Here is a 20,049-nt window from a genome sequence, read left to right as displayed (position 1 = left end):
GGATTCCAGCTTCTAGCTTCCCCACGGGCACAAATGGACTAAGGTTGCATACTGAGAGGGCTAGCAGGTTCGCAAACACGAGACTCCAAGGAACTCGGCGAACACAACGCGCAATTAGACTAGAGCCTGCCTCCCAGGAGCAATCCCAGCATAATGAGAAACAAGCGGTAGATAGAAACAAAGCCAGCTCTGGGCACAAACAGCGCCAGGTAAACGGCAAGCGCCGCTGGCGCAAACATCAACACCAGAAAAACGGGCGTGAGCGCTGGCACCATTGCCAACAGTAGCCTTGAGCCCACGCGAATAGCAGCAGCAAGCACAATCCAAAGCACCGCATCACCAATTTTATCTATTGACTTTTGCGGTAATTGAAGCAACTGCCGCAACTGTAAGCCGTAGCGCCGAACGGAGAAAAACCCCAACGGTGACTGAGATGTCCGCGATCGCCCACGGCGCACTTCAGGATAGCCACTGATCATCGAGGGTTCTACCAGTGCGCGCCCACCATCACGGCTGGCTAGAGAGCGTAATGCCTGAGCCGTTTCTGTTGCCTCCTGCTGCGCTTTTTGGTCACTGTGGAGTGATAGCGGGGGCTGGTTTGCAGGAACGGGTTTGCCGTTGGCCCCATAGCGATAAATGCTAGTCCCAAAAGCTTCTACACCCGAAGCAGGCGGAGGTTGAACGACAGAAGTCGCGGAGCCAGACTGGGTGCGATCGCGGGTGTTGCCAGGAGCGATCGCGTCTTGTGCTGTTGGTTCTCCCTCAATCAGTGCCGTTTCTAGCTCCTGCAACAATTGCTTGATCCGCTCTGCCTGAGCTTCTAAGGCTTCCGTATCATCATCCTGAGCTGGCATGGGTGGAACCTCTCGTTGGGGCGATCGGGGGGAGTGCTTACTACTTCTCGTAGCCTTCTTTTTAGACGGAGAAGCAGCGGCTGACCCAGGCGCAGCATCGCCAGTCAAGGCATCTTGCTCGGCCTGAGCCTTCTTACGCTTGCGCTCTGCCAGCAGTTGATTGATTCGTTCTGCCTGAGCTTCTAACCGCTTTAGCTCATCGATATACGGCTGTTGATGCCCGTCACGCATTTGCCGAAAGGAAAACGCCTTTGGGAGTGGTGTGGCAGACTTACGCTTGGCGACAGGCTTGCGTTTAGTGGTAGAGCCTTGTGCAGGTGCTTCAGATGGTGCTTCAGTCTTCTGGCGGTGGGGCATTTCTACGACATTTGCGTCACCCTGTTGCGCCCCCTCATTTGAACCCTCAAATTCTGAGTCCTCAAATTCTGGATAGGGCTGCTTGGCGAGATGCATCTCTGTTTGCAGCGATCGTCTTGCTCTGAAACGTGCTTGAAGTTCGTCCATAATGGGGGATAGTCAGCTCGGTCAGCAAAAAGTCCCTCAGCGAACCCAAATGAGAGACCTCTACTCAGTATTAGTACAATGGTACTATAGAAGGATGATTATTGACGACAATTTTTTGCCAATTCCCGGAAGTACCCTTAAAAGATCCTTCAGCGCCATCTAACTAAAATGCTATGGCAGGGTAGTGGACTAGACGTGTGGATACAGTTAAATGCTAGGCCAAACTCATAGCGGTTCGTAAAGAGACCAATGGACTATATTGTGCATCCGTACTGCTTTAGAAAAGCAATCAGATGCTTACGCTTAAGCGTTTGAGTCTGCTGTTTCCCAATTGGATGCAGAGTCGGTTCTAACTGCCGTGGATAAGCGCCCCAAACAGCGGTGTAGGCATGATGAAGGGGGTGCTAACAACGCTCTGAGTTGGAGGGGCGCACTGTCTTGATCGTTGGACAACATATAGGCCAATTTTGCACCTATCGTATGATCAATCGCGTGTCACAACCAGCGGCCTTTAGATCACCAAGCTAACCTGTGACCCCTGCTCTGTTTTGGATACTTCAATACGCGATTGAAAGGCTTCTTTGAAGTGGGGGACATGGGTAACGGTAAGAATGCAAGCGAAGTCAGCCGCGATCGCGTTGATAGCCGCAATCAGGCGATCGCACCCTTCCGCATCCTGGGTGCCAAAGCCTTCATCCACAATCAGCATTTGCAGCGCGGTACCCGATCGATGTGTCAGTAGGCGCGCTAAGGCTAACCGAATGGCAAAGTTTACCCGAAACGCTTCTCCACCTGAATAGGTTTCATAGGGACGAGTACCGTGAGCGTCAGCAATGAGAATATCCAGCGTTTCAATGAGTTTAGATGATGGGGTCTCGTTGTGTGGTGCTTTGGTTGCCAGCTTTGCTTGGCGGGCTTGCTCACGACGATTGGAGCGCTGGGTGACAAATTGAATATGGAGTTGATTGGCGCTGAGGCGACTGAGAATCTGGTTGGTTTCGGCTTCGAGTTGGGGCAAGGCATTTTCAATCATCAAGGCTTGAATGCCATTTTTGCCGAACGCTTGCGCTAACTCCTGATAAATGCGCTGCTGGTGACGGGCAGTTTGTAGGTCGGTTTTGAGTTTTGAGTTTTGAGTTTTGAGTATTTCTAGCTGCTGCTGTTGTTGCTGTAGGCGGCCAAGAGCGGCAAGATTTTCATCGAGTTGCGATCGCCGCTGCTGCATAGACTGTTCTAATTGTTGAATTTGCGCCTGACACGCTGGCGTTTGCTCTAGCTGTTGCACTAGCTGCTGGATCTGTGTTGCAGCCAGTTGGCGATCGTGCTGGCGATCGTGCAATGTTTGCGTGAGGGCAAGCACTCGCTGCTGGCTTTGTGGGTGCTGTTGGCGGGCACGCTCTAGTTCTTGATGCTGAAGCTGCCAGGTTTGCGACTGCCGCAACGCTTGACGAATGTTGTTGTGCTGTTCCAGGTCGTAGCCAGTTTCAGCCATGTGGTGTTTCAATGCAGCAAGCTGGGCAGCCGTTTCAGCATTTAACTGGTCAAGGCTGGCTTGCTCTGCGGCAACCTGTGCTTCTAGATCTGGTTGCCGTTGTGCCAGTTGGGTGTGTCGCCGCTGTGCCTGCTTCATTTCGGCATGACGGATTTCTGCCCATCGCCAGCGATCGACTTCGCCCCGTGCTAGCGCATGATTTTTTTCGTCATAGTTCAATTGGTTGAGGCTGTGATCAAGCAACCGTAGTTCTTCTTGCAGTTCCGTTGCGTAGTTGCCAAGCTGAAGTGATTGTTCTAACTCCGCCGCTTCAGCCACGATCTGCTGCAAGGTTGTTTGAGTGGCGATCGTCGTTTGAAGCTGCTCTTGCAATTGCCCCCGGCGCTCCAGCACAGCGTGATAAGGCTTCAGCTCTCGCTCTAGGTCACGATATTCTTGTCGCAAAATTTGAATTTCACGTTCCGAAGCGGATAGCTGCTCCCGGATGACCCAGATTTGCTCTGTGATGGCTTGCTGCTCCGCCTGATGCTTCTCTAGCACAAGGCTCCAATGCTGTTCGTCGAGGGGGCGATTGCAGAGGGGGCAGGGGGGGTAGGAGGGAAAGGGGGGAGGAGAGTTATGAGTGATGAATTCTAAGTTTTGAGTTCTAAGTTTAGTGTCTCCGTGTCCCTGTGTCTCCATGTCTGCGTGCCTTCTCCTGCTTCCCCTGTTCCCCTTGACTCCGCTCCCCTGCCCCGCTACCTCTGACTCCTGACTTCTGGCTCCTGGCTCCTGCTTCAATAGTTGCATTTTCTGTTCTAACTCTGCTAACTGTGCTTCGCAGTGCCGTTGCTGTTCTTGAAGCTGTTCCATAAAGCTACGGCGTTCTAACCCTCGCTCACGCACTCGTTCTTGGTAGGTGCGGCGTGCTTCTAGCGCGGCGATGCGATCGCTCACATCTTGCACCGCTTGTTTTAATTGTGGTTGGCATTGCTGCTGTGCTTGTAGTTGATGCGCTGATGCCTGAAGTTCTTCTAGCCGAGCGGTGAGGCGGGTTTGTTCGCGCTCGATCTGGTTTTGAAGCTGCTGGCGACGCTGCAAAAGAGGTGAAGCTTGAACCTGAAGCTGATCGAGGTGAATCAGATGGGTTCGTGCCTGTTGCAATTGCTGGAGAGCGGCGGTGATGTTCGCGGTTTTGCTGAGCGTTTGCTGTAGTTCTGCCTCCTGTTGCAGGAGTGCTTCTAGCTGTGCCTGAAGCTGTTGCAGTTGGCGCTGTTGCGTGGCTAAATGTTCGGTTTGCTGCTGTTGATAGTGCTGTAGCTGGTGCTGGGCAATCTGATGGGCTTTAAAGCGAGCAGCAAGGGCTTCTTCATGCACCTGCAAGGTTTGAAAGTGGTGATAGCCTGCCACGATCGCAGCCTCTTGTTGCAGCAGGGTCTCTAGTTCTTGCTGTTGCTGTTGGGCAGCGGCTAATTCTCGCTGTAACCGCTGACAGTCTTGTGCTTGGTGACGCTGCTGTTGTTGCTGCCACGTCAACTGCTGCTGCCAGGTTTGGTGCTGTTGCTGGATGGTTTGCAGAGCTTGAAGTTGTTCGCTGTCTGTCGCCTGTTGCTGCTGCATCCCTGCCAAAACGCCCTCTAGCCCAAGCTGTTCTTGAACGATGCGATCGCGCTGCTGTAGCTGTTTCTGCACAACTTCGAGATTGCGTTCTAGCAACTCAAGCTGCCCCTTAAACTGACGCGACTGATCTTTTGCCTGCTCTGCCATGCGATCGTACTGGTCAAGCTTCAAGAGATCTGCCAAAATCTGCTTCCGTTCCGTAGGACGCTTCAGCATAAACTCATCGGCCCTTCCCTGTCGTAAATACGCCGAATTTACAAACGTCTCATAATCAAGCTTCAGGTGTTCTAGAATCAATTGCTGCGTGGCACGAACACCCTTGGCAGTCAGAGTACGGAAGGTGAGAGTGGGGTGTGGGGTCTGGGACGTAAGAACAGGTTGAGTTGCTTCCCCTGCTTCCCCTGCTTCCCCTGCTTCCCCTGCTTCCCCTGCTTCCCCTGCTTTTCTCCTCTCCCCCCTCTCCTCTCTCCTCTCCTTCCCCTGCGCCACCTGAAACTCTAGTGACGAAGACTGCCCTCGGTAGCGACTGCGGACGATGCGGTAAGTTTGCTGATTGTTGATAAAAATAAAATCCACTTGTGTTTCTTGTGCGCCAATGTGGATGACATCGTCTTCGGCAGCAGCACGGCTTTGCCCCCAAACTGCCCACGCGATCGCTTCCAACAAGGATGATTTTCCGGCTCCATTGGCACCACAAATACAGGCCGTGTGTAACCCTCGAAAATCTAGAGTTGCTTCACGATAGCTAAGAAAGTTCTTGAGTACTAGCTTTAGGGGAATCATGCCGTACCAGCGTTGCAGACCTAATCTTCAGATTAGCAGTACGCTTGCACTTTAATACATTTGCACTTTAGTACGCCAGCACTTTCTATCAAACTAGAAGCAAAATAGCAGGCTTGAATGAGCAAAGTTTGCTACAGCAAAAATATTTTTGTAAAGTGAAACGATTTCAACTGAGTTGGCGGTACTTGCTGAGACGTGTTAATTCGCGGTTAAAGCCTTGTTAGCTTGCTTCTCTACACTGTATACATACGTGGGCGAGTCAACTTCTAAGACACTCTATGGTTGAAATATGGGCACTTTAAGCTTGATGTTGGGTGACTGGCAGTGTTTCTCTGATGCAATACGCTCAGCCCTCTATCCTAACTCTGCCTTCACAAGCTGTGCTTCCTGGCTCAAGCAAGGCTAGATCACTCAATCTAATCCAGATAACGAATGTTGTTTCACTTGTTCAAGCAGATTACCGCTAGAAGGATAGGAAATACGCCTTTGCGCTGTGTGCTGATTGTGCCCTTTGTTTTACAAATTGTGGGCACAGTTGGGTTAGTTAGCTACCTCTCGTTTAAGAACGGGCAACAGGCGGTGAATGATTTGGTGAATCAACTAATGAGTGATGTGAGCGATCGCACGCAACAGCATCTCAAATCTTATACAAAACTGCCCCAACAAATTACGCGACTGGTTACAGATGATCTGGAGCTCGGTACGATCAGCCTCAAGGCACCTAACCTGCGGAGTTTAGATGCCTATTTCTTAAAGCGCATTCAAACGTTTGATGGGGTTAGTTTTATCTACGTAGGCAATGAACAGGGCAAGTTTATTGGTGCGGGACCCACGCAAAGGTTTGGTCAACTCGACCATATTGTTGAAGTCGCCGATGGTACGACGAAGGGAAACTATCTTTCCTATGCCGTTGATGCCAGAGGCGATCGAATCAAGCAAGTGGGTATTTCCAAAAACTATGATCCACGTCGTCGTCCCTGGTACAAAGCCGCCGCTAAAGGTAAAGCAACCTGGAGCGAGATTTATGCCTTTATTGGTGAGGCAAATGAAGGACTAACCATTACAGCCGTCAAGCCGTTTTATCAGGCATCGGGGCGGTTGGCTGGGGTCGCTGCCGTTGATCTATACCTGAATGATATCAGCGTCTTCTTGAACCGCTTGCATGTCAGCCACTCTGGACGAGTCTTTGTTATGGAACCAGATGGAAACCTGGTTGCTAGTTCTGATCATCAGCGCTCTTACACCAAAGCAGGTGGCAGGCTTCAACGGCTTACAGCTTCTGCCAGTAGTGATCCACTGATTCGAGCCACTGTAGAGCATTTGCAGCATGCGATCGGCAATTTTGGAAGTATTCAAAAACCACAGCGGCTCCAGTTTGAGAACCGTGGGCAGCGTGCCTATGTGCAGGTATCTCCCTGGCGGGATGAGTTTGGCTTGAATTGGCTGATTGTAGCCGTAATGCCCGAATCTGATTTTATGGCGCGCATTGATGCCAATACTCGTACAACAGTTTGGCTGTGTCTTGCTGCTTTGATTGTGTCGATCGCGATTGGTGCGGTGACAGCCCGTAGAATCACCCGCCCAATCTTGCGCCTCAACGCAACTGCGAAGGCGATCGCAGCCGGACAATGGCAGCCTCCAATCACACTTGATCGAGCGGATGAACTGGGCGAACTTACCCATTCCTTTAATCAAATGGCGAGTCAACTCCAAGCCTCTCTCGCTGAAATGCAGCAGTTAAATCAAAAGCTCTCGGACGGTGAAAGTCGCTTGGCGCAGTTTTTAGAAGCGCTCCCAATTGGGGTTGCTGTCCATAATCCTGATGGCACTGTTTTTTACTTTAACCAGACCGCTAAGCGCTTATTAGGCATTGAGACGATTCCAGACCGCACTATCGAGCGACAGGCTGCTGCCTACCAGATTTATCGGGTTGGTACGCAGCAACTTTACCCAGTTGAAGACCTACCTGCTGTACGGGCTTTAAGAGGTGAAAACGTTGTCACAGATGATCTTGAACTGCACCGAGACGGCGACATCCACTTTCTGGAAGTGCTGGCAACACCGATTGTGGACGGTCTGGGCAAGGTTACTTATGCGATCGTAGCCTTCCAAGACGTGAGTGAACGTAAGCATGCTGAAGCAACGCTGCGTGCCAGTGAAGCACGCTTTCGTCGGCTGACTGAGAATGTGCCAGGTGTGATCTACCGCTATGTCTATTACGCCAATGGCACCAGAGGGTTTACGTACCTCAGTCCACGGTTTCGTGAACTGTATGAAACCGACCAGGCATTGGCAATGGATGATCCTAACTGCTTGTGGCGTATGGTTCCTCCAGAAGACCTGGCAGCCATGCGAACATCCATTGATCTTTGCACGCAACAACTTCAGCCCTGGTCGATGGAACATCGCGTGCTGCTGCCGTCTGGTCGTCTCATTTGGGTACAACATTTCTCCTGCCCAGAGCGACAACCTAATGGTGATGTCATTTATGATGGGTTCTCGATCAACGTGACCGATCGCAAACAGGCAGAACTCTTCCTGGCAAATTACAACCGTCTGTTAGAGCAGCAGGTTCAGGAACGCACACTGGCATTAGAACAGGAAATCGCTGAACGCCAAAAAGCCGAAGATGCTCTCAAGCAAGTGAACTTAGAGCTAAAGCGCCTTGCAACGCTGGATGGCTTAACCCAGATTGCCAATCGGCACCGCTTTGATACCTATTTTACGCAAGAGTGGCGACGAGCAGTACGAGAACAAACGCCGCTATCGTTGATCCTTTGTGATGTCGATTTCTTCAAGCCCTACAACGATCGCTATGGGCATCAGGCAGGCGATGAATGTTTACGTCAAATTGCTCAGGCTATGAGTAGTGCCATCAAGCGCCCCAGTGATTTGCTAGCACGGTATGGTGGTGAAGAGTTTGTTGTCGTGCTGCCAAATACCGACAGTGAGGGTGCTAATACTGTAGCCGCCGCGCTTCAGGCAGAAATTCGACGACTCAAATTATCCCATGCCCACTCTAAAGTGAGCGACTACATTACCATTAGCCTGGGCATTGCCAGTACGATTCCACAGGTTGATGGAACACTCAATAACTTGGTTGCTGCGGCTGACACAGCCCTGTATCGCGCTAAAAAAGAGGGACGCGATCGCACCGTAACGTACCAGTTGTAAGAATCGGCCTGGTGATGGACGGTTTTCCTCTGATGTAATGAGCGAAATCTTGAAGGAGCGTTTGAATTTATACCAATCATTCTCCTTACATCAACTACGTTATGGGAAGACGGTGCAGGAAGCACAAAAAATGGTTCTCCTGTGGGCATCAAGATTTGGGTAAAACGTGTCACCCCTATGCCAGTAAAGCGATGGATAGCCAAACTCAGCAACGCGATGACGAGCAAAAACGGCAGCACCGACAGCAATGGCAGCAAGCCTTTGCACATGATTCTGTTGATCTCACAGGTTTACCGACACACATTGTCCTTAAAGCGCGAAAAATTTTGCAGGAACTCAGTGCTGGAAAAGGCTACTACCAGTTTCAAGGCAAGCGCTTTCGGTTTGACCGCACACTCATCTCGATTCCAGTCACTTACAGCTACCGCTTGCTGTGCCGTGAGCAAAAAGACGGTCTTCTGCCGCTTAAAGTGCTTTCTCATGAACAGTACAACGCGATCGCTCGCAATCGGGTCGCCATCGGATAGGCTACCAGCGACGCTCTTTACGCTCGATAAAAGGTGAGTGCCGTCTTGCCATAAACCTTTTGGCGACAAAGTTTCAGAGTTACTGGTGTTGGCATATTTTTGCGATCGGGGCTATGCTCCACCGCGAATTCTCCATCGGGCACTAAAAGTTGAAGGCACGCGATCGCCTCGATCACGGGTTCATACAAATTACTGTCATAGGGTGGATCAAAGTAAATGTGATCGAATTTCTGCCCTTCCAGTGCTTTTATGCGCTGTCGCACATCACCTCGTAACACTTGAAACGTTTGAGTTTCTTTCGCCACTTGCTGCCAGTTTTGCCGAATAATGGCACAGGCACGAGTAGACTGTTCAATGCCAACAACAAGGCTTGCCCCTCGGCAAAGCGCTTCCGCACCCATCGCGCCACTACCTGCACAGAGATCCAACCAACGACAGTCTACAATTGTGCCCTGCCAAATGTTGAATAAGGCCGATCGCACGATCGCCAGCGTGGGTCGTGTTTCCTGTCCTGGCAGGGTTTTGAGCTGCCGATTACCGTAAATCCGTAAGCTCATTGCGTCTGGTCAGATAAGTTTTTCTGCATCGCTTCGCCTACTTGCGCAACTGTCATGTCTTGATGTTGCAGCAACGAGTCAGCGACATTACTTTGATCAAAGTGGCTTCGATTTTGGCTGAGTTTATACTTGCCTTCTAACTTGGTTACTTGCATTTCAAAGCCAACGATCGCCGCCATCATGCCCTCGCGATAGCCCGCTGACAGTGCATCCCATTGTGGTTTATAAGCGGGTTCATAAAAAGAAACCATCGCTTTAATCATCGCGTCTATACTTTCTGGAGACTCTGCCAGCGTAATCATCTGCGGCTTGCCAAACGCGTGGACTGCGATGTAGTTCCATGTGGGTACATTCTCGCGCTTTTCGTACAGTGAGGGCGATATGTAAGCGTGTGGATCGTTGAAAATTGCTAATGACTCAGCTTGACCAAAGGCTTGCCACTGAGGATTTGCCTTAGCAAGATGTCCTGTAAGTTTGACAACCCCATCATGGACTGTTGTAACTAATGGCACGTGAGATGCCGTCGGAATGTTGTCTACAACAGTCACCAAGGTGGCAAAGCTAAATGCCTGCATAAAATCAACGAGCTTTTTCAAATCGTCTTCACGAAAAGCTGGTGAAACATACATCAGCCGATCATAGATAAAGGACGACTATTCACTAACTGCACAAAATTTGCCAGGATTTGCAGCCCTGATGTAGACGATTTTTCAGGATGAAATTGAACTGCCATGAGGTTCTCTTTTGCGATCGCAGCCGTCACTGTCTGGCTTCCATGCGTAATCGTTGCAGCACGCACATTAGCATCAGTGGGATCAACGTAATACGAATGCACAAAGTACAGCCACGGAGCGGCAGGTAATTGCTGCCACAAGGGAGAATGGGGTTGAGTGAGTTCTAACTGATTCCAGCCCATGTGCGGAATGGTGATGCCGGGTTCATGACGAAAGCGCTTGACGGTGCCTGCGATAATGCCTAAGCCCGGTTCCTTACCTTCCTCACTGGACTCAAACAGAATTTGCAACCCCAGGCAAATGCCCAAAAAAGGTTTGCCGCTGGCGATCGCTCGTTTAAGCGGTGCTTCCAAATGGCGCGATCGCAAATGTTGTACAGCCGGATCAAAGGCACCAACACCGGGCAGCACGATCGCATCCGCCTGTTCCAACTCAAGCGACGAATCGGTAATCTTGGGAGCTGCACCTGCTTTCTCCAGTCCTTTACAGGCAGAGTGCAGGTTGCCCATGTCGTAGTCCACCACTGCGATCGTTGGCATCTTCTGTCCCTTTATGCGCGTTCACTCTCTAAAATTGTAGTCTGCCACAGTCGCCTACACGCTAGCCGGAAACGCTGCGGCAAATGCAAATTCACATCCACCAACAGAGCTTAATTGTGGTCTAAAAGCCATCATTCATCCTCCTTCACTTCTACCTCCTGACTCCTGACTTCTCCCCATCCCCCATCTCCTATCTCCCAACCCCTATCCCCCATTCCCCACTCCTTCTCCATGTTCAAAGTTGTCACACCCAGATTCTCACAAACCTTCGATCGCTGGACAGATGCCCTCAACGCTGCCAAAGACCTCATCCCCGAATGCAAAAGCCTGACAGAAGACATTCGTATTTTTCTCTTTGACGATCTGGTGTGGGTCTACAGTCGGCTGCACAAGTACCCGCAGTACATCGGTGCAGGCATGTACGATCGCCTCGCGCGGCTCTTTGTACAGGAAGCGATGGAAGAGGAGTGAGGAGGAGCGAGGGCAGGGGAAGAGGAGGGAGCAAGGAGAGCGGAGGGAGCGACTCAGAACTCTTTAGTAAAGCGGTGCAAAACACTACTCAAATCTTTCCCTCCTTCCCTTGCTCCCCAAGCTTCCTCTGCCTCTCCAACTTCCTCAGCCCCCCAAGTCCCCTCTGCTCCTCCAGCCCCCCTTGCCTCCCTGCCACTCCCCACCATCGCGGCGACCACCAGTTCCATTCGCCCAAAAGGTTCATCGTCGCTGGCACGAGCACGGCTCGAATGAGTGTGACATCCAGTAAAACCGCGATCGCGCATCCCAGTCCCAGCGCTTTGACGAAGATAATGCGGCTGAAGACAAACGCACTGGTAACGATAATCATGAGGAGTGCGGCACTGGTGATAATGCTGCCCGTATTCTCCAGACCGCTGATGACGCTTTCGGTGTTGCTTTTGCCTTCGTCGTAGGTTTCTTTGATGCGAGTGAGCATGAAGACTTCATAATCCATGCTCAGCCCGAATAGAACGCAGAATAAGACGATCGGCAGCAGCAGATCGATATAGCCTACAGGCGCAAAATGGAGCCAGTGCTGCAAATGACCGTCTTGAAAAATGAAGACTAACGCCCCAAACGATGCGCCGATCGACAGCACATTCATGGCGATCGCTTTGAGCGGCAAAACCACTGAATCGAGCAAAAGATACAGAATCACAAACGTCACTCCCATCATGATGCCAAGCACGGTAGGAAACCTCTCATACATGGCTTGCATGGTGTCTAGTTCGCGCGCCGTTTGACCTGCCACCCATACTTGCAGCCCGTCTAGCTTCCAGTCTTGGATATCCCTCACCAACGCTTGCGTGTCATGGCTATTTCTGGCAGTACGACTGTTCACCACAACTAGGGTAAAAGTACGCCCAGTGACCCAGGTTTGTATTCCTTTCAAGGGCACGTCAGACTGTAACGATCGCAAACCACGTGTTGTTTTTTGTGCGTCTACCTCACTGTCTGTTGGCTGGCTCTTAAACACAAACAACGAATCCCGATCAGGTGCTTTTACAACAGCCGTTAGCTCAGATGGTGATCCGTTTTGGGAGGCAGCATAAAGCTGTTGGTAGGCGGTCAATGGCAAAGAAGGATTGGGGCTAAACAGGCTAGACACACGCTCTACTCGCGGATCGGCAGTGAGTTGCTTGACCGTTTCATACAGAGTGGCAATATGTGGTGTTGAGAGAATAGTGTCTTTAGAGGATGGCGTGCGAATGAGTACCAGAATGGGACTGCTTTCGCCTGCACCAAAGGCTTGCGTTAAAAGCTCTGTTCCCGCCCGAGCAGCAACCTCTTTGGGCAAAATGTCTGCGCCTGTGATGCCAAAGTGAGCTTGCAGAAACGGCGCACTCAGTCCAGAGACAATGATCAACACAGCAAAGCTGGCTGGAATACTATGACGAATGACGTTACGAGCGATCGCAGCCCAGCAACCTTGCCGTTGCAGCGCAAACTTAACCACAAACGATCGTCGCTGTACCCGTTGTCCCAGTAGTCCCAATAAGGCAGGTAGCAGCGTTAGCGCCACGACAACGGACAGCAAAACGACCAACGAACCCGCCATCCCTAACGATTGCAGCAGGGTAATGGGAAACAGCAGCAGCCCCATTAGGCCGATGCAAACAGTCATACCTGAGAAAAAGACAGCACGCCCAGCCGTTTCAACGGTACGAGCGATCGCGGTCTCCACCGTCCCTGTCCCTAGCTCTTCACGAAATCGACTGACGATCAGCAAGGCGTAGTCAATGCCCAGCCCCAACCCCAACATGCTAGCGAGGTTGAGCGCAAACACAGATACACTTAACTGCAACGCAATCAGGTACAACAGCCCAAACGTTACTGAGACGGCAACGACTGCCATTACTACGGGCAAAATTGCAGCGACGATCGAGCCAAAGACAACCAACAGCGCCATCAACGTCAGCGGCAGCACCAAAAATTCAATCCGACCAAGATCCGTTTGACTAATCTGCTGCACATCACGGTTCACAACGGGAATACCTGTCAAAAAGCTTTTCCAACCAGGCATCGGTTGTTTGGCAAGGAGTTGCTCAATGCGATCAATCATCGGCAGAATGTCGCTCACCTCAGTCACCGTGAGGTGAATCATGCTGTACTGCACCTGCCCATCAGCGCTGCGAGCGGTCGGCTGGTCTGTGGCGCTGATCACAGCACTGACGCCTGGTAACTGCCGGATTAGCTGAAGCCGTGCCTCGATTTGCGCTTGATCCGTTTGCGACTTTTTCGGCAACTGATTCTGCTCAGCGACGTCATCTGGAAGGCGTTGAAAGACGAGCGTCAGCGCATCGGCTGTCACATGGAAGTCTTGCTGTAGGCGTTGCTCTGACTGATAGGCGCTGCCAGCTTCATACACAGCCCCCGTTTCTTTGAGCACTCCTTCTAAATGCGGCGTTGCTGCAAGGCTGAGCGCCATCAGGATTGCCCACAACACGATCGTCAGCTTGCGATAGCGATACACCAGCCGTCCCAGCGTATAAAAACCGGGTTGCTTGGGTCGCATTTTGAGATACGCTGGCGCTGGTTCCATCAAGCTCACAGAAGGTTAATCCGCATTTTGTTTGCTCACGCTCAGTTGAACAGCCGCGTGATCGTGCCGTAAAGCGGGGTTAAACTCGCGTGTCGTCGGCTAGTCCGCCAGGTTCTAGCAAGACTACCACCCACCACGATCGCGAGAATGAACCGAAGCTGAATCTTCTCTGTGAGGACACCGCAACGTCCATTAAGCGTAAAGTGCCCGTTGGGGCGACAAGGCTAACAGATTTGCTACGATCGCACCGATCAGCCAGCAACGGCAACAGTTCTTCTTTCATGACTCATCGCAGGCTTGCCGGAAGAACGCATAAAGGAGCGACACCTTAGGATGGCTAAACGCTGCGTCGCGTTCTGCTTCCCTAAGCGGTGCATCTAAAGTGCGATCGTGGAGAGGAATCCATACCAATCCCGGTCTACAATTTATGGCGCGGCAATTTACAATTGTAAATATAGCTACGAGCGTGTAAAAGGATTCCTTAATCTTCCCAGTGGTTGAACACTTCAACTGGCTGGACTTTAGCCCGCCCTGGCTATCAAGACAACACCGATTCCCTCTATATACCGCTTACAGGTGGTCACCAACGGTTTGTCGCATTTAATCTAGAGAGCAACTATGAAAGACCTCACTCGTTATCGAAACATCGGCATCTTCGCTCACGTGGATGCTGGTAAAACAACCACTACCGAACGCATCCTGAAATTGACAGGAAAGATCCACAAAATTGGTGAGGTGCATGAAGGCGCGGCAACGACGGACTTCATGGAGCAGGAGCAAGAGCGTGGCATCACGATTCAGTCTGCTGCGACAAGCTGCTTCTGGAATGACCACCAGTTAAACATCATTGACACCCCTGGGCACGTTGACTTCACCATCGAAGTGTATCGTTCGCTCAAGGTACTCGACGGCGGGATCGGTGTGTTCTGCGGTTCGGGCGGTGTGGAACCCCAATCCGAAACCAACTGGCGCTATGCCAACGACTCTGAAGTGGCGCGTATTATCTACGTCAACAAGCTCGATCGCACGGGCGCAGATTTCTTTCGTGTGGTCAAGCAGGTAGACACGATCTTGGGCGCAAAGCCGCTGGTGATGGTGCTACCGATCGGCGTGGAAGAACAGTTTACGGGCGTGGTGGATCTGCTGACCCGCAAAGCCTGGATCTGGGATGACTCCGGCGATCCCATGAGTTACAAGATCAAGGACGTTCCGACGGATATGGTTGATCAGGTCGAAATGTATCGTGAGCAGTTGATTGAACTGGCGATCGAGCAAGACGACGATGTGATGGAAAAGTACCTGGAAGGAGAAGAGCCTGACATCGAGACCCTGAAGCGCTGTATCCGCAAAGGCACTCGCGACCTCGCCTTTTTCCCGACCTACTGCGGCTCGTCCTTTAAAAATAAGGGCGTGCAGCTGGTGCTGGATGCGGTGGTGGACTATCTGCCTAACCCAATGGAAGTCAAGCCTCAGCCCGAAGTTGATCTGGAAGGCAACGAAACGGGTAGTTTTGCTGTGGTCGATCCTGAAAAACCGCTGCGTGCCCTGGCGTTCAAAATCATGGACGATCGTTTTGGTGCGCTGACCTTTACCCGTCTCTACTCCGGCAAACTGTCTAAGGGCGATACGATTCTCAACACCTTCACGGGCAAAACCGAGCGGGTGAGCCGTCTGGTGGAAATGCACGCCAATTCGCGTGAAGAAATCGACTCTGCACAAGCAGGCGACATCATCGCGATCGTGGGCATGAAAAACGTCCAAACTGGACACACCCTCTGCGATCCCAAGAATCCGGCAACGCTGGAACCAATGGTCTTCCCAGAGCCTGTGATTTCGATCGCGGTCAAGCCTAAGGCGAAAGGCGGTGAAGAAAAAATGGTCGCTGCCCTCAGCAAAATGGTGCAGGAAGACCCCTCCTTCCACATGGTGACGGATGAAGAAAGCGGCGAAACCATTCTCAAAGGGATGGGCGAACTGCACTTAGACATCAAAGTGGATATTCTCAAGCGCACGCACGGAGTCGAGGTTGAGGTAGGTAAACCTCAGGTTGCCTACCGCGAATCGATTACCAAGCGCATCGAAGACGGCTACATTCACAAGAAGCAGTCGGGTGGTTCGGGTCAATACGCCAAGATCAACTATGTGCTTGAGCCAGGCGAATCGGGCACTGGCTTCCAGTTTGAGTCCAAGGTTACAGGTGGCAGCGTTCCCAGAGAATACTGGCCCGCCGTCGAAAAAGGGTTTGGCAGCATGACCGACAAAGGTGTCCTGGCTGGCTTCCCTTGCCTGGACTTGAAATTCACGCTGATGGAAGGTGGCTTCCACCCCGTTGACTCATCGGCAATGGCGTTTGAAATTGCGGCGAAAGCGGCCTATCGTCAGTCGGTTCCCAAAGCGTCGCCCCAGCTATTGGAGCCAATCATGAATGTCGATGTGTTCACGCCAGAGAACTACATGGGCGATGTCATTGGTGACCTCAACCGTCGTCGGGGCATGATGAAGTCTCAAGAAACAGGCCCTACTGGCGCTCGCATTAAGGCGGATGTGCCGCTAAGCGAAATGTTTGGCTACATCGGTGACTTGCGTACCATGACCTCTGGTCGCGGTCAGTTCTCGATGTCGTTCTCTCACTACGCCCCTTGCCCAAATAACATTGCGGAAGAGGTGATCAAGGAAGCCAAAGAACGCCAGGCGGCGGCATCGTAGTTGTTGGTTGTTAGCCATTAGAGAGGATAAGGCTCTCACAATGGATCGCAAAACCTCGGAGGTTCAAACGGCTACAGTTGGTTAATGACTGCCTCCTGCTTGAAACCTCCGAGATTTGCGCAAGTCCTAAATGAGAAACTCACATAACTCACGAAATTCCCTTAAGCTTCCTGGTCGGCATACTACCAATCAGGAAGTTTGTTTTTCTCTAAACTGATCGCTACTGTCTTTGCTATGGAGTTGTATTCGCTGCCTGCAGAAATCATTCTAAATCATCCTCGATCGACCATTGGTTATCTCTCACTACCCTGGAACCCACAACCAGGAGCCTATTTAGAAGTTGATGGTCAAACGTATAGGGTTCTAGAGCGTAGACATCAGTATCAATTGCGATCGGGTCACTATCAGCTACACAAAATTGCGCTCTATGTACAGAAGTGTGATGCCCTCACAGAAGGTAGCTTACTAGAGGGGTGCTGGGTAATTGGCGATCTCACCTGTCGGTATAATGCCCGCTCTGAATTGCTACGGTGTGCTGTAAATCCAAGTGGGCCATGCGATCGCTGTCCGCATTATCGATCGATGGGGAGTGGGGAGTAGGGAGCGGGGAGCAGCTAAAGAGGCAGAAGGTAGGAGGCAGAAGACAGTCTGTAAAGCTGACCGCTTGCCAAAGTCGGAACCTTCTCTTCACAGCACGATCGCCGTCAACTCCACCGTTTCTCCTGGAGCGGGAACGCGCAGTTGGGTGGGTACGCCGGAGGCAAGCAGGCGATCGCGAAATTCTTCAACGCTGCCGACCGTCTGAATGATTTTCGGCAGAATGCCTTCAGCCCGCACATCTCCTAGAGCGGTCGGTAAGAAGAAGCGGGGCTTTAGGGTTTCTACTAGATGCATTGCTTGAAGCGGCCCCATGATGACCTGCCCCAAAAGAGGCATAACCTGACCAATCACGGGCGCGATCGCCACATCCACTGACCCAAAACGCTCCACAGGAACTTTCGTTGGGAACAGGTGCGGCTCGTAGTAAAGGGTTTCGTTTGCGGTAATGTCACGCAGCAAATAGCCGTTTTCAATCTGCCCCGGTTGCAGTTCTGCACCTGGGATCGCCGTAATTTTGAGGGTATCGCCCAACGTGAAGTCCTCCCAACGAGCGATCGCGGTGATTTGCTGATAGCCAAGTTGTTGCACAACCTTCGCTGCGGTGGGGGACGCAACAACAGGAATGCTGCGGTCGAGCCGTTCTAACGTTGGCTTGTGGCAGTGGTCATCAACCCCTTGCGAGAGCAAGATCAAATCAATGAGTGGTAAGGTTTCGGGAGTGTAAGCGATCGGCGTGTTGTGATACGCCGTGTATAGCCAGGGCTGACCATAAAAGACCAGCGGATCAACTAGCCAGGGATCAACCAAAATGGTGTACCCGCTCAGGTGAAAAAGCCAACTATTCAGGTCGATCCGCGTCAATCTCATGATTTGTAATATTCTTTAAGAATCTTTATTTTACAAGGGTACAGGGTGGGGTGGGAGGAGAGTTTTGAGTTGAAAGAATGAAAGGCGTTGGAAAAAGCTGATAGCTGACCGCTGACCGCTGAAAGCTGATTTAATTGAACTCTACCTAACCTATCTGCAAGGAACGATCGACCGCATGAGCGATTCAAGCATTCCAGTAGCCCTGACGATCGCGGGATCTGATAGTGGTGGTGGCGCAGGCATCCAGGCAGATCTGCGAACGTTTGCGTTTCATCGGGTGCATGGGACATGTGCGATCACCTGCATTACGGCACAGAATACGCTGGGAGTCGATCGCGTCGATGCTTTGTCTCCTGAAGCCGTGGTTGCTCAGATGGAGGCCGTGGTTAAAGACATTGGGGTGCAAGCCGCGAAAACAGGCATGTTGCTGAACCAGGAAATTATTCAGGCTGTAACAGCGCAAATTGAAGCACTACAGCTTCAAACGCTGGTGGTCGATCCGGTCATGGTGTCCCGGACAGGGGTACAGTTGATTGACGATGCAGCGATCGCAACCCTCAAAACAGCCTTAATCCCTCTTGCAACGGTACTAACGCCCAACCGCTACGAGGCACAGATGCTCAGCAATCTAGAGATTCAAACACTTGAAACAATGCAGATCGCAGCACAGCGCATTCATGAATTAGGCGCAAAAGCGGTGTTAGTGAAAGGTGGCGGGATGCAAGGCGATCTTCGCGGTGTTGATGTCTGGTTTGATGGACAGCAGCTTGAAACACTGATGACTGCTACGGTCCACACCACAAACACTCATGGCACAGGCTGCACGCTGGCAGCCGCGATCGCCGCTAATCTCGCGCTCGGCCATGATTCTCTGGCCGCAACTCGTCGCGCCAAAGCTTACGTCACTCAAGCCTTGAGTCATTCGCTGGCGATCGGGCAGGGACAAGGCCCCGTGGGGCACTTTTTCCCCTTACTGGTTAATAGTCCGTGGTCAGTAGACCGTGAAAACTAACAACTAAAAACTTCACGACTACTCCTGCCAGGTTGATTGCCAATCTGGGCATTTGTCGCTTTCCCAGCCGTAGGGATGCATCCCGCAGACCAGCATCACGCCGCCGTAAGTTTGACCGTGGTAGTGACGGCAGCCGACACAGGCAGGACGATCGTTTAAAAAGGGTTCGACGGTATGAATCATGGGCTGAGCTGTTTCTTCAACCGCGATCTCAATGCCCAGATAGGCTTCAAGGATGGGGTCAATCAGTTCGCCAAGACGCTGTTCTAGCTCAACTGCAAAAACGGTTTGCATCTGTTCTGCAATTTCTTCTGACGCTTCAAAAAATGACTCAACCATTTCGCCAACGTCTTTGGCAATATCAGCAAAGAACTGCTCTACTTCATCAGCCATGATGTCTAGTAGCTCGGAAAAATCCTTCGACCAGCTTTCCATAGGCTTTCAGTTAACCCTGCGCTTAGAGGTTTCAGAGTCACAGATGCAGCAGGCTACCGATGGAAGCCTCCTTGAAGGCAGCACCAAAGCGCCGCAATCTCTGTGAGAGTTGCCTCAGTATAGCTCACATCATTTGCAAGGGTTTCGATCGCGAAGGTTTGTCTCACTAAGGGTTGTCTCGCTTCAAGCGCTTCAGTTCTTCCTGCAAATTCATGACCTGTTGCCGCATCTGATCAACATCCGTCGGTACTTGCTGAACAGGCTCCTCGTCATCGGTGATGATTTCAATGCGACGAGGCTCAGTTGGTTGGGTTGAGTTTGGAGACTGCACAGATGGTTGTTGCGCTTTGTTCACCATGTCATCCACAAAGCGACGCGCTTCTTCGCTAGTCATCTCGCCGCGCTCAACCATTTCGTCTGCAAGCTGTTGCACCTGCGATCGCAACTCGCCTAGCTTTTCCGTTGCCTTTTCCCCTGCGTAAGACGCAACCCCAATACCGAGGTAAACCGCTTTCTGAACTATATCTCCCAAACCCATAGCGCTACACGCTCCTGAATATCTCAACTTTTCACGGTGGGAATCGCGAGTCAGTGCTGTCTCTGTTCCCAAC

Annotated in this window: 16 protein-coding genes; 6 read left to right on the top strand and 10 right to left on the bottom strand. The window is 51.6% G+C overall.

Translation table 11 applies throughout. The features are described 5' to 3' along the window. Window positions 1-119: 119 nt before the first annotated feature. Both AC5JLP_RS00950 and AC5JLP_RS00945 read right to left on the bottom strand, forming a co-directional pair. Complete coding sequence (locus tag AC5JLP_RS00950; protein WP_496066014.1) at window positions 120-1,358, bottom strand: hypothetical protein; 1,239 nt, start codon at window positions 1,356-1,358, stop codon at window positions 120-122. Between the two features lie 511 nt (window positions 1,359-1,869). Further along, window positions 1,870-5,232, bottom strand: coding sequence for an AAA family ATPase (locus AC5JLP_RS00945; RefSeq protein ID WP_496066013.1), 3,363 nt, complete (start codon window positions 5,230-5,232; stop codon window positions 1,870-1,872). A 432-nt stretch (window positions 5,233-5,664) separates the two neighbouring features. Between AC5JLP_RS00945 and AC5JLP_RS00940 the strand changes: the two genes are divergently transcribed. Continuing rightward, window positions 5,665-8,406, top strand: a complete 2,742-nt coding sequence (locus AC5JLP_RS00940) for a diguanylate cyclase domain-containing protein (protein ID WP_496066012.1) — start codon at window positions 5,665-5,667, stop codon at window positions 8,404-8,406. A gap of 191 nt (window positions 8,407-8,597) precedes the next feature. Then, window positions 8,598-8,933: a ParE family toxin-like protein gene (locus AC5JLP_RS00935; RefSeq protein WP_496066011.1), complete on the top strand. Its 336-nt coding sequence runs from the start codon at window positions 8,598-8,600 to the stop codon at window positions 8,931-8,933. A gap of 17 nt (window positions 8,934-8,950) precedes the next feature. Here the strand turns inward: AC5JLP_RS00935 and rsmD are convergent, their stop codons facing one another. Genes rsmD through hisH form a run of 3 tightly spaced genes read right to left on the bottom strand, consistent with a single transcriptional unit; the run spans window position 8,951 to window position 10,763 of the window. Further along, complete coding sequence (rsmD, locus tag AC5JLP_RS00930) at window positions 8,951-9,490, bottom strand: 16S rRNA (guanine(966)-N(2))-methyltransferase RsmD (RefSeq protein WP_496066010.1); 540 nt, start codon at window positions 9,488-9,490, stop codon at window positions 8,951-8,953. Continuing rightward, complete coding sequence (locus AC5JLP_RS00925) at window positions 9,487-10,119, bottom strand: FMN-binding negative transcriptional regulator (RefSeq protein WP_496066009.1); 633 nt, start codon at window positions 10,117-10,119, stop codon at window positions 9,487-9,489. The genes rsmD and AC5JLP_RS00925 overlap by 4 nt, the downstream gene beginning before the upstream one ends. Further along, window positions 10,119-10,763, bottom strand: coding sequence for an imidazole glycerol phosphate synthase subunit HisH (gene hisH / locus AC5JLP_RS00920; protein ID WP_496066008.1), 645 nt, complete (start codon window positions 10,761-10,763; stop codon window positions 10,119-10,121). The genes AC5JLP_RS00925 and hisH overlap by 1 nt, the downstream gene beginning before the upstream one ends. A 231-nt stretch (window positions 10,764-10,994) precedes the next feature. Between hisH and AC5JLP_RS00915 the strand changes: the two genes are divergently transcribed. Then, complete coding sequence (locus AC5JLP_RS00915) at window positions 10,995-11,234, top strand: hypothetical protein (RefSeq protein WP_496066007.1); 240 nt, start codon at window positions 10,995-10,997, stop codon at window positions 11,232-11,234. A gap of 88 nt (window positions 11,235-11,322) precedes the next feature. Here AC5JLP_RS00915 and AC5JLP_RS00910 read toward each other — a convergent pair whose 3' ends face one another. Beyond that, window positions 11,323-13,818: an MMPL family transporter gene (locus tag AC5JLP_RS00910; protein ID WP_496066006.1), complete on the bottom strand. Its 2,496-nt coding sequence runs from the start codon at window positions 13,816-13,818 to the stop codon at window positions 11,323-11,325. Window positions 13,819-13,897: 79 nt separating this feature from the next. Next, a complete protein-coding gene (locus AC5JLP_RS00905; RefSeq protein WP_496066005.1) occupies window positions 13,898-14,101 on the bottom strand; it encodes a hypothetical protein in 204 nt (67 codons plus the stop codon). Between the two features lie 335 nt (window positions 14,102-14,436). On the opposite strand from AC5JLP_RS00905, the gene fusA reads away from it, so the two are divergent. Together fusA and AC5JLP_RS00895 are read left to right on the top strand one after the other, a co-directional pair. After that, entirely contained in the window at window positions 14,437-16,524 is a 2,088-nt protein-coding gene (gene fusA / locus AC5JLP_RS00900) for an elongation factor G (RefSeq protein WP_496066004.1), read from the top strand. Window positions 16,525-16,758: 234 nt separating this feature from the next. Beyond that, entirely contained in the window at window positions 16,759-17,124 is a 366-nt protein-coding gene (locus AC5JLP_RS00895; RefSeq protein WP_496066003.1) for a DUF6464 family protein, read from the top strand. Between the two features lie 87 nt (window positions 17,125-17,211). Here AC5JLP_RS00895 and AC5JLP_RS00890 read toward each other — a convergent pair whose 3' ends face one another. Next, on the bottom strand, window positions 17,212-17,991 hold the full coding sequence (locus tag AC5JLP_RS00890; RefSeq protein WP_496066002.1) for an MBL fold metallo-hydrolase: 780 nt from the start codon (window positions 17,989-17,991) through the stop codon (window positions 17,212-17,214). Between the two features lie 175 nt (window positions 17,992-18,166). Between AC5JLP_RS00890 and thiD the strand changes: the two genes are divergently transcribed. Next, window positions 18,167-19,003, top strand: coding sequence for a bifunctional hydroxymethylpyrimidine kinase/phosphomethylpyrimidine kinase (thiD, locus tag AC5JLP_RS00885; RefSeq protein WP_496066001.1), 837 nt, complete (start codon window positions 18,167-18,169; stop codon window positions 19,001-19,003). A gap of 18 nt (window positions 19,004-19,021) precedes the next feature. Here the strand turns inward: thiD and AC5JLP_RS00880 are convergent, their stop codons facing one another. Both AC5JLP_RS00880 and AC5JLP_RS00875 read right to left on the bottom strand, forming a co-directional pair. Next, window positions 19,022-19,438 carry a hypothetical protein gene (locus AC5JLP_RS00880; RefSeq protein ID WP_496066000.1) on the bottom strand — a complete coding sequence of 139 codons (417 nt, stop codon included), beginning with the start codon at window positions 19,436-19,438 and terminating at the stop codon, window positions 19,022-19,024. Window positions 19,439-19,604: 166 nt separating this feature from the next. Next, window positions 19,605-19,976, bottom strand: a complete 372-nt coding sequence (locus AC5JLP_RS00875; protein WP_496065999.1) for a phasin family protein — start codon at window positions 19,974-19,976, stop codon at window positions 19,605-19,607. Window positions 19,977-20,049 lie beyond the last annotated feature (73 nt).

The organism is Stenomitos rutilans (assembly GCF_059505485.1).
Note: the sequence above shows the minus strand (reverse complement) of the source record. Positions and strands in the feature narration are given on the sequence as shown.

Coding starts and splice junctions, on each gene's coding strand:
- AC5JLP_RS00925 (WP_496066009.1), bottom strand. CDS start 10,119: ATGTATGTTTCACCAGCTTTTCGTGAAGACGATTTGAAAAAGCTCGTT.
- AC5JLP_RS00940 (WP_496066012.1), top strand. CDS start 5,665: ATGTTGTTTCACTTGTTCAAGCAGATTACCGCTAGAAGGATAGGAAAT.
- AC5JLP_RS00935 (WP_496066011.1), top strand. CDS start 8,598: ATGGATAGCCAAACTCAGCAACGCGATGACGAGCAAAAACGGCAGCAC.
- AC5JLP_RS00915 (WP_496066007.1), top strand. CDS start 10,995: ATGTTCAAAGTTGTCACACCCAGATTCTCACAAACCTTCGATCGCTGG.
- AC5JLP_RS00875 (WP_496065999.1), bottom strand. CDS start 19,976: ATGGGTTTGGGAGATATAGTTCAGAAAGCGGTTTACCTCGGTATTGGG.
- AC5JLP_RS00910 (WP_496066006.1), bottom strand. CDS start 13,818: ATGGAACCAGCGCCAGCGTATCTCAAAATGCGACCCAAGCAACCCGGT.
- AC5JLP_RS00950 (WP_496066014.1), bottom strand. CDS start 1,358: ATGGACGAACTTCAAGCACGTTTCAGAGCAAGACGATCGCTGCAAACA.
- AC5JLP_RS00905 (WP_496066005.1), bottom strand. CDS start 14,101: ATGAAAGAAGAACTGTTGCCGTTGCTGGCTGATCGGTGCGATCGTAGC.
- AC5JLP_RS00880 (WP_496066000.1), bottom strand. CDS start 19,438: ATGGAAAGCTGGTCGAAGGATTTTTCCGAGCTACTAGACATCATGGCT.
- rsmD (WP_496066010.1), bottom strand. CDS start 9,490: ATGAGCTTACGGATTTACGGTAATCGGCAGCTCAAAACCCTGCCAGGA.
- AC5JLP_RS00890 (WP_496066002.1), bottom strand. CDS start 17,991: ATGAGATTGACGCGGATCGACCTGAATAGTTGGCTTTTTCACCTGAGC.
- hisH (WP_496066008.1), bottom strand. CDS start 10,763: ATGCCAACGATCGCAGTGGTGGACTACGACATGGGCAACCTGCACTCT.
- fusA (WP_496066004.1), top strand. CDS start 14,437: ATGAAAGACCTCACTCGTTATCGAAACATCGGCATCTTCGCTCACGTG.
- thiD (WP_496066001.1), top strand. CDS start 18,167: ATGAGCGATTCAAGCATTCCAGTAGCCCTGACGATCGCGGGATCTGAT.
- AC5JLP_RS00945 (WP_496066013.1), bottom strand. CDS start 5,232: ATGATTCCCCTAAAGCTAGTACTCAAGAACTTTCTTAGCTATCGTGAA.
- AC5JLP_RS00895 (WP_496066003.1), top strand. CDS start 16,759: ATGGAGTTGTATTCGCTGCCTGCAGAAATCATTCTAAATCATCCTCGA.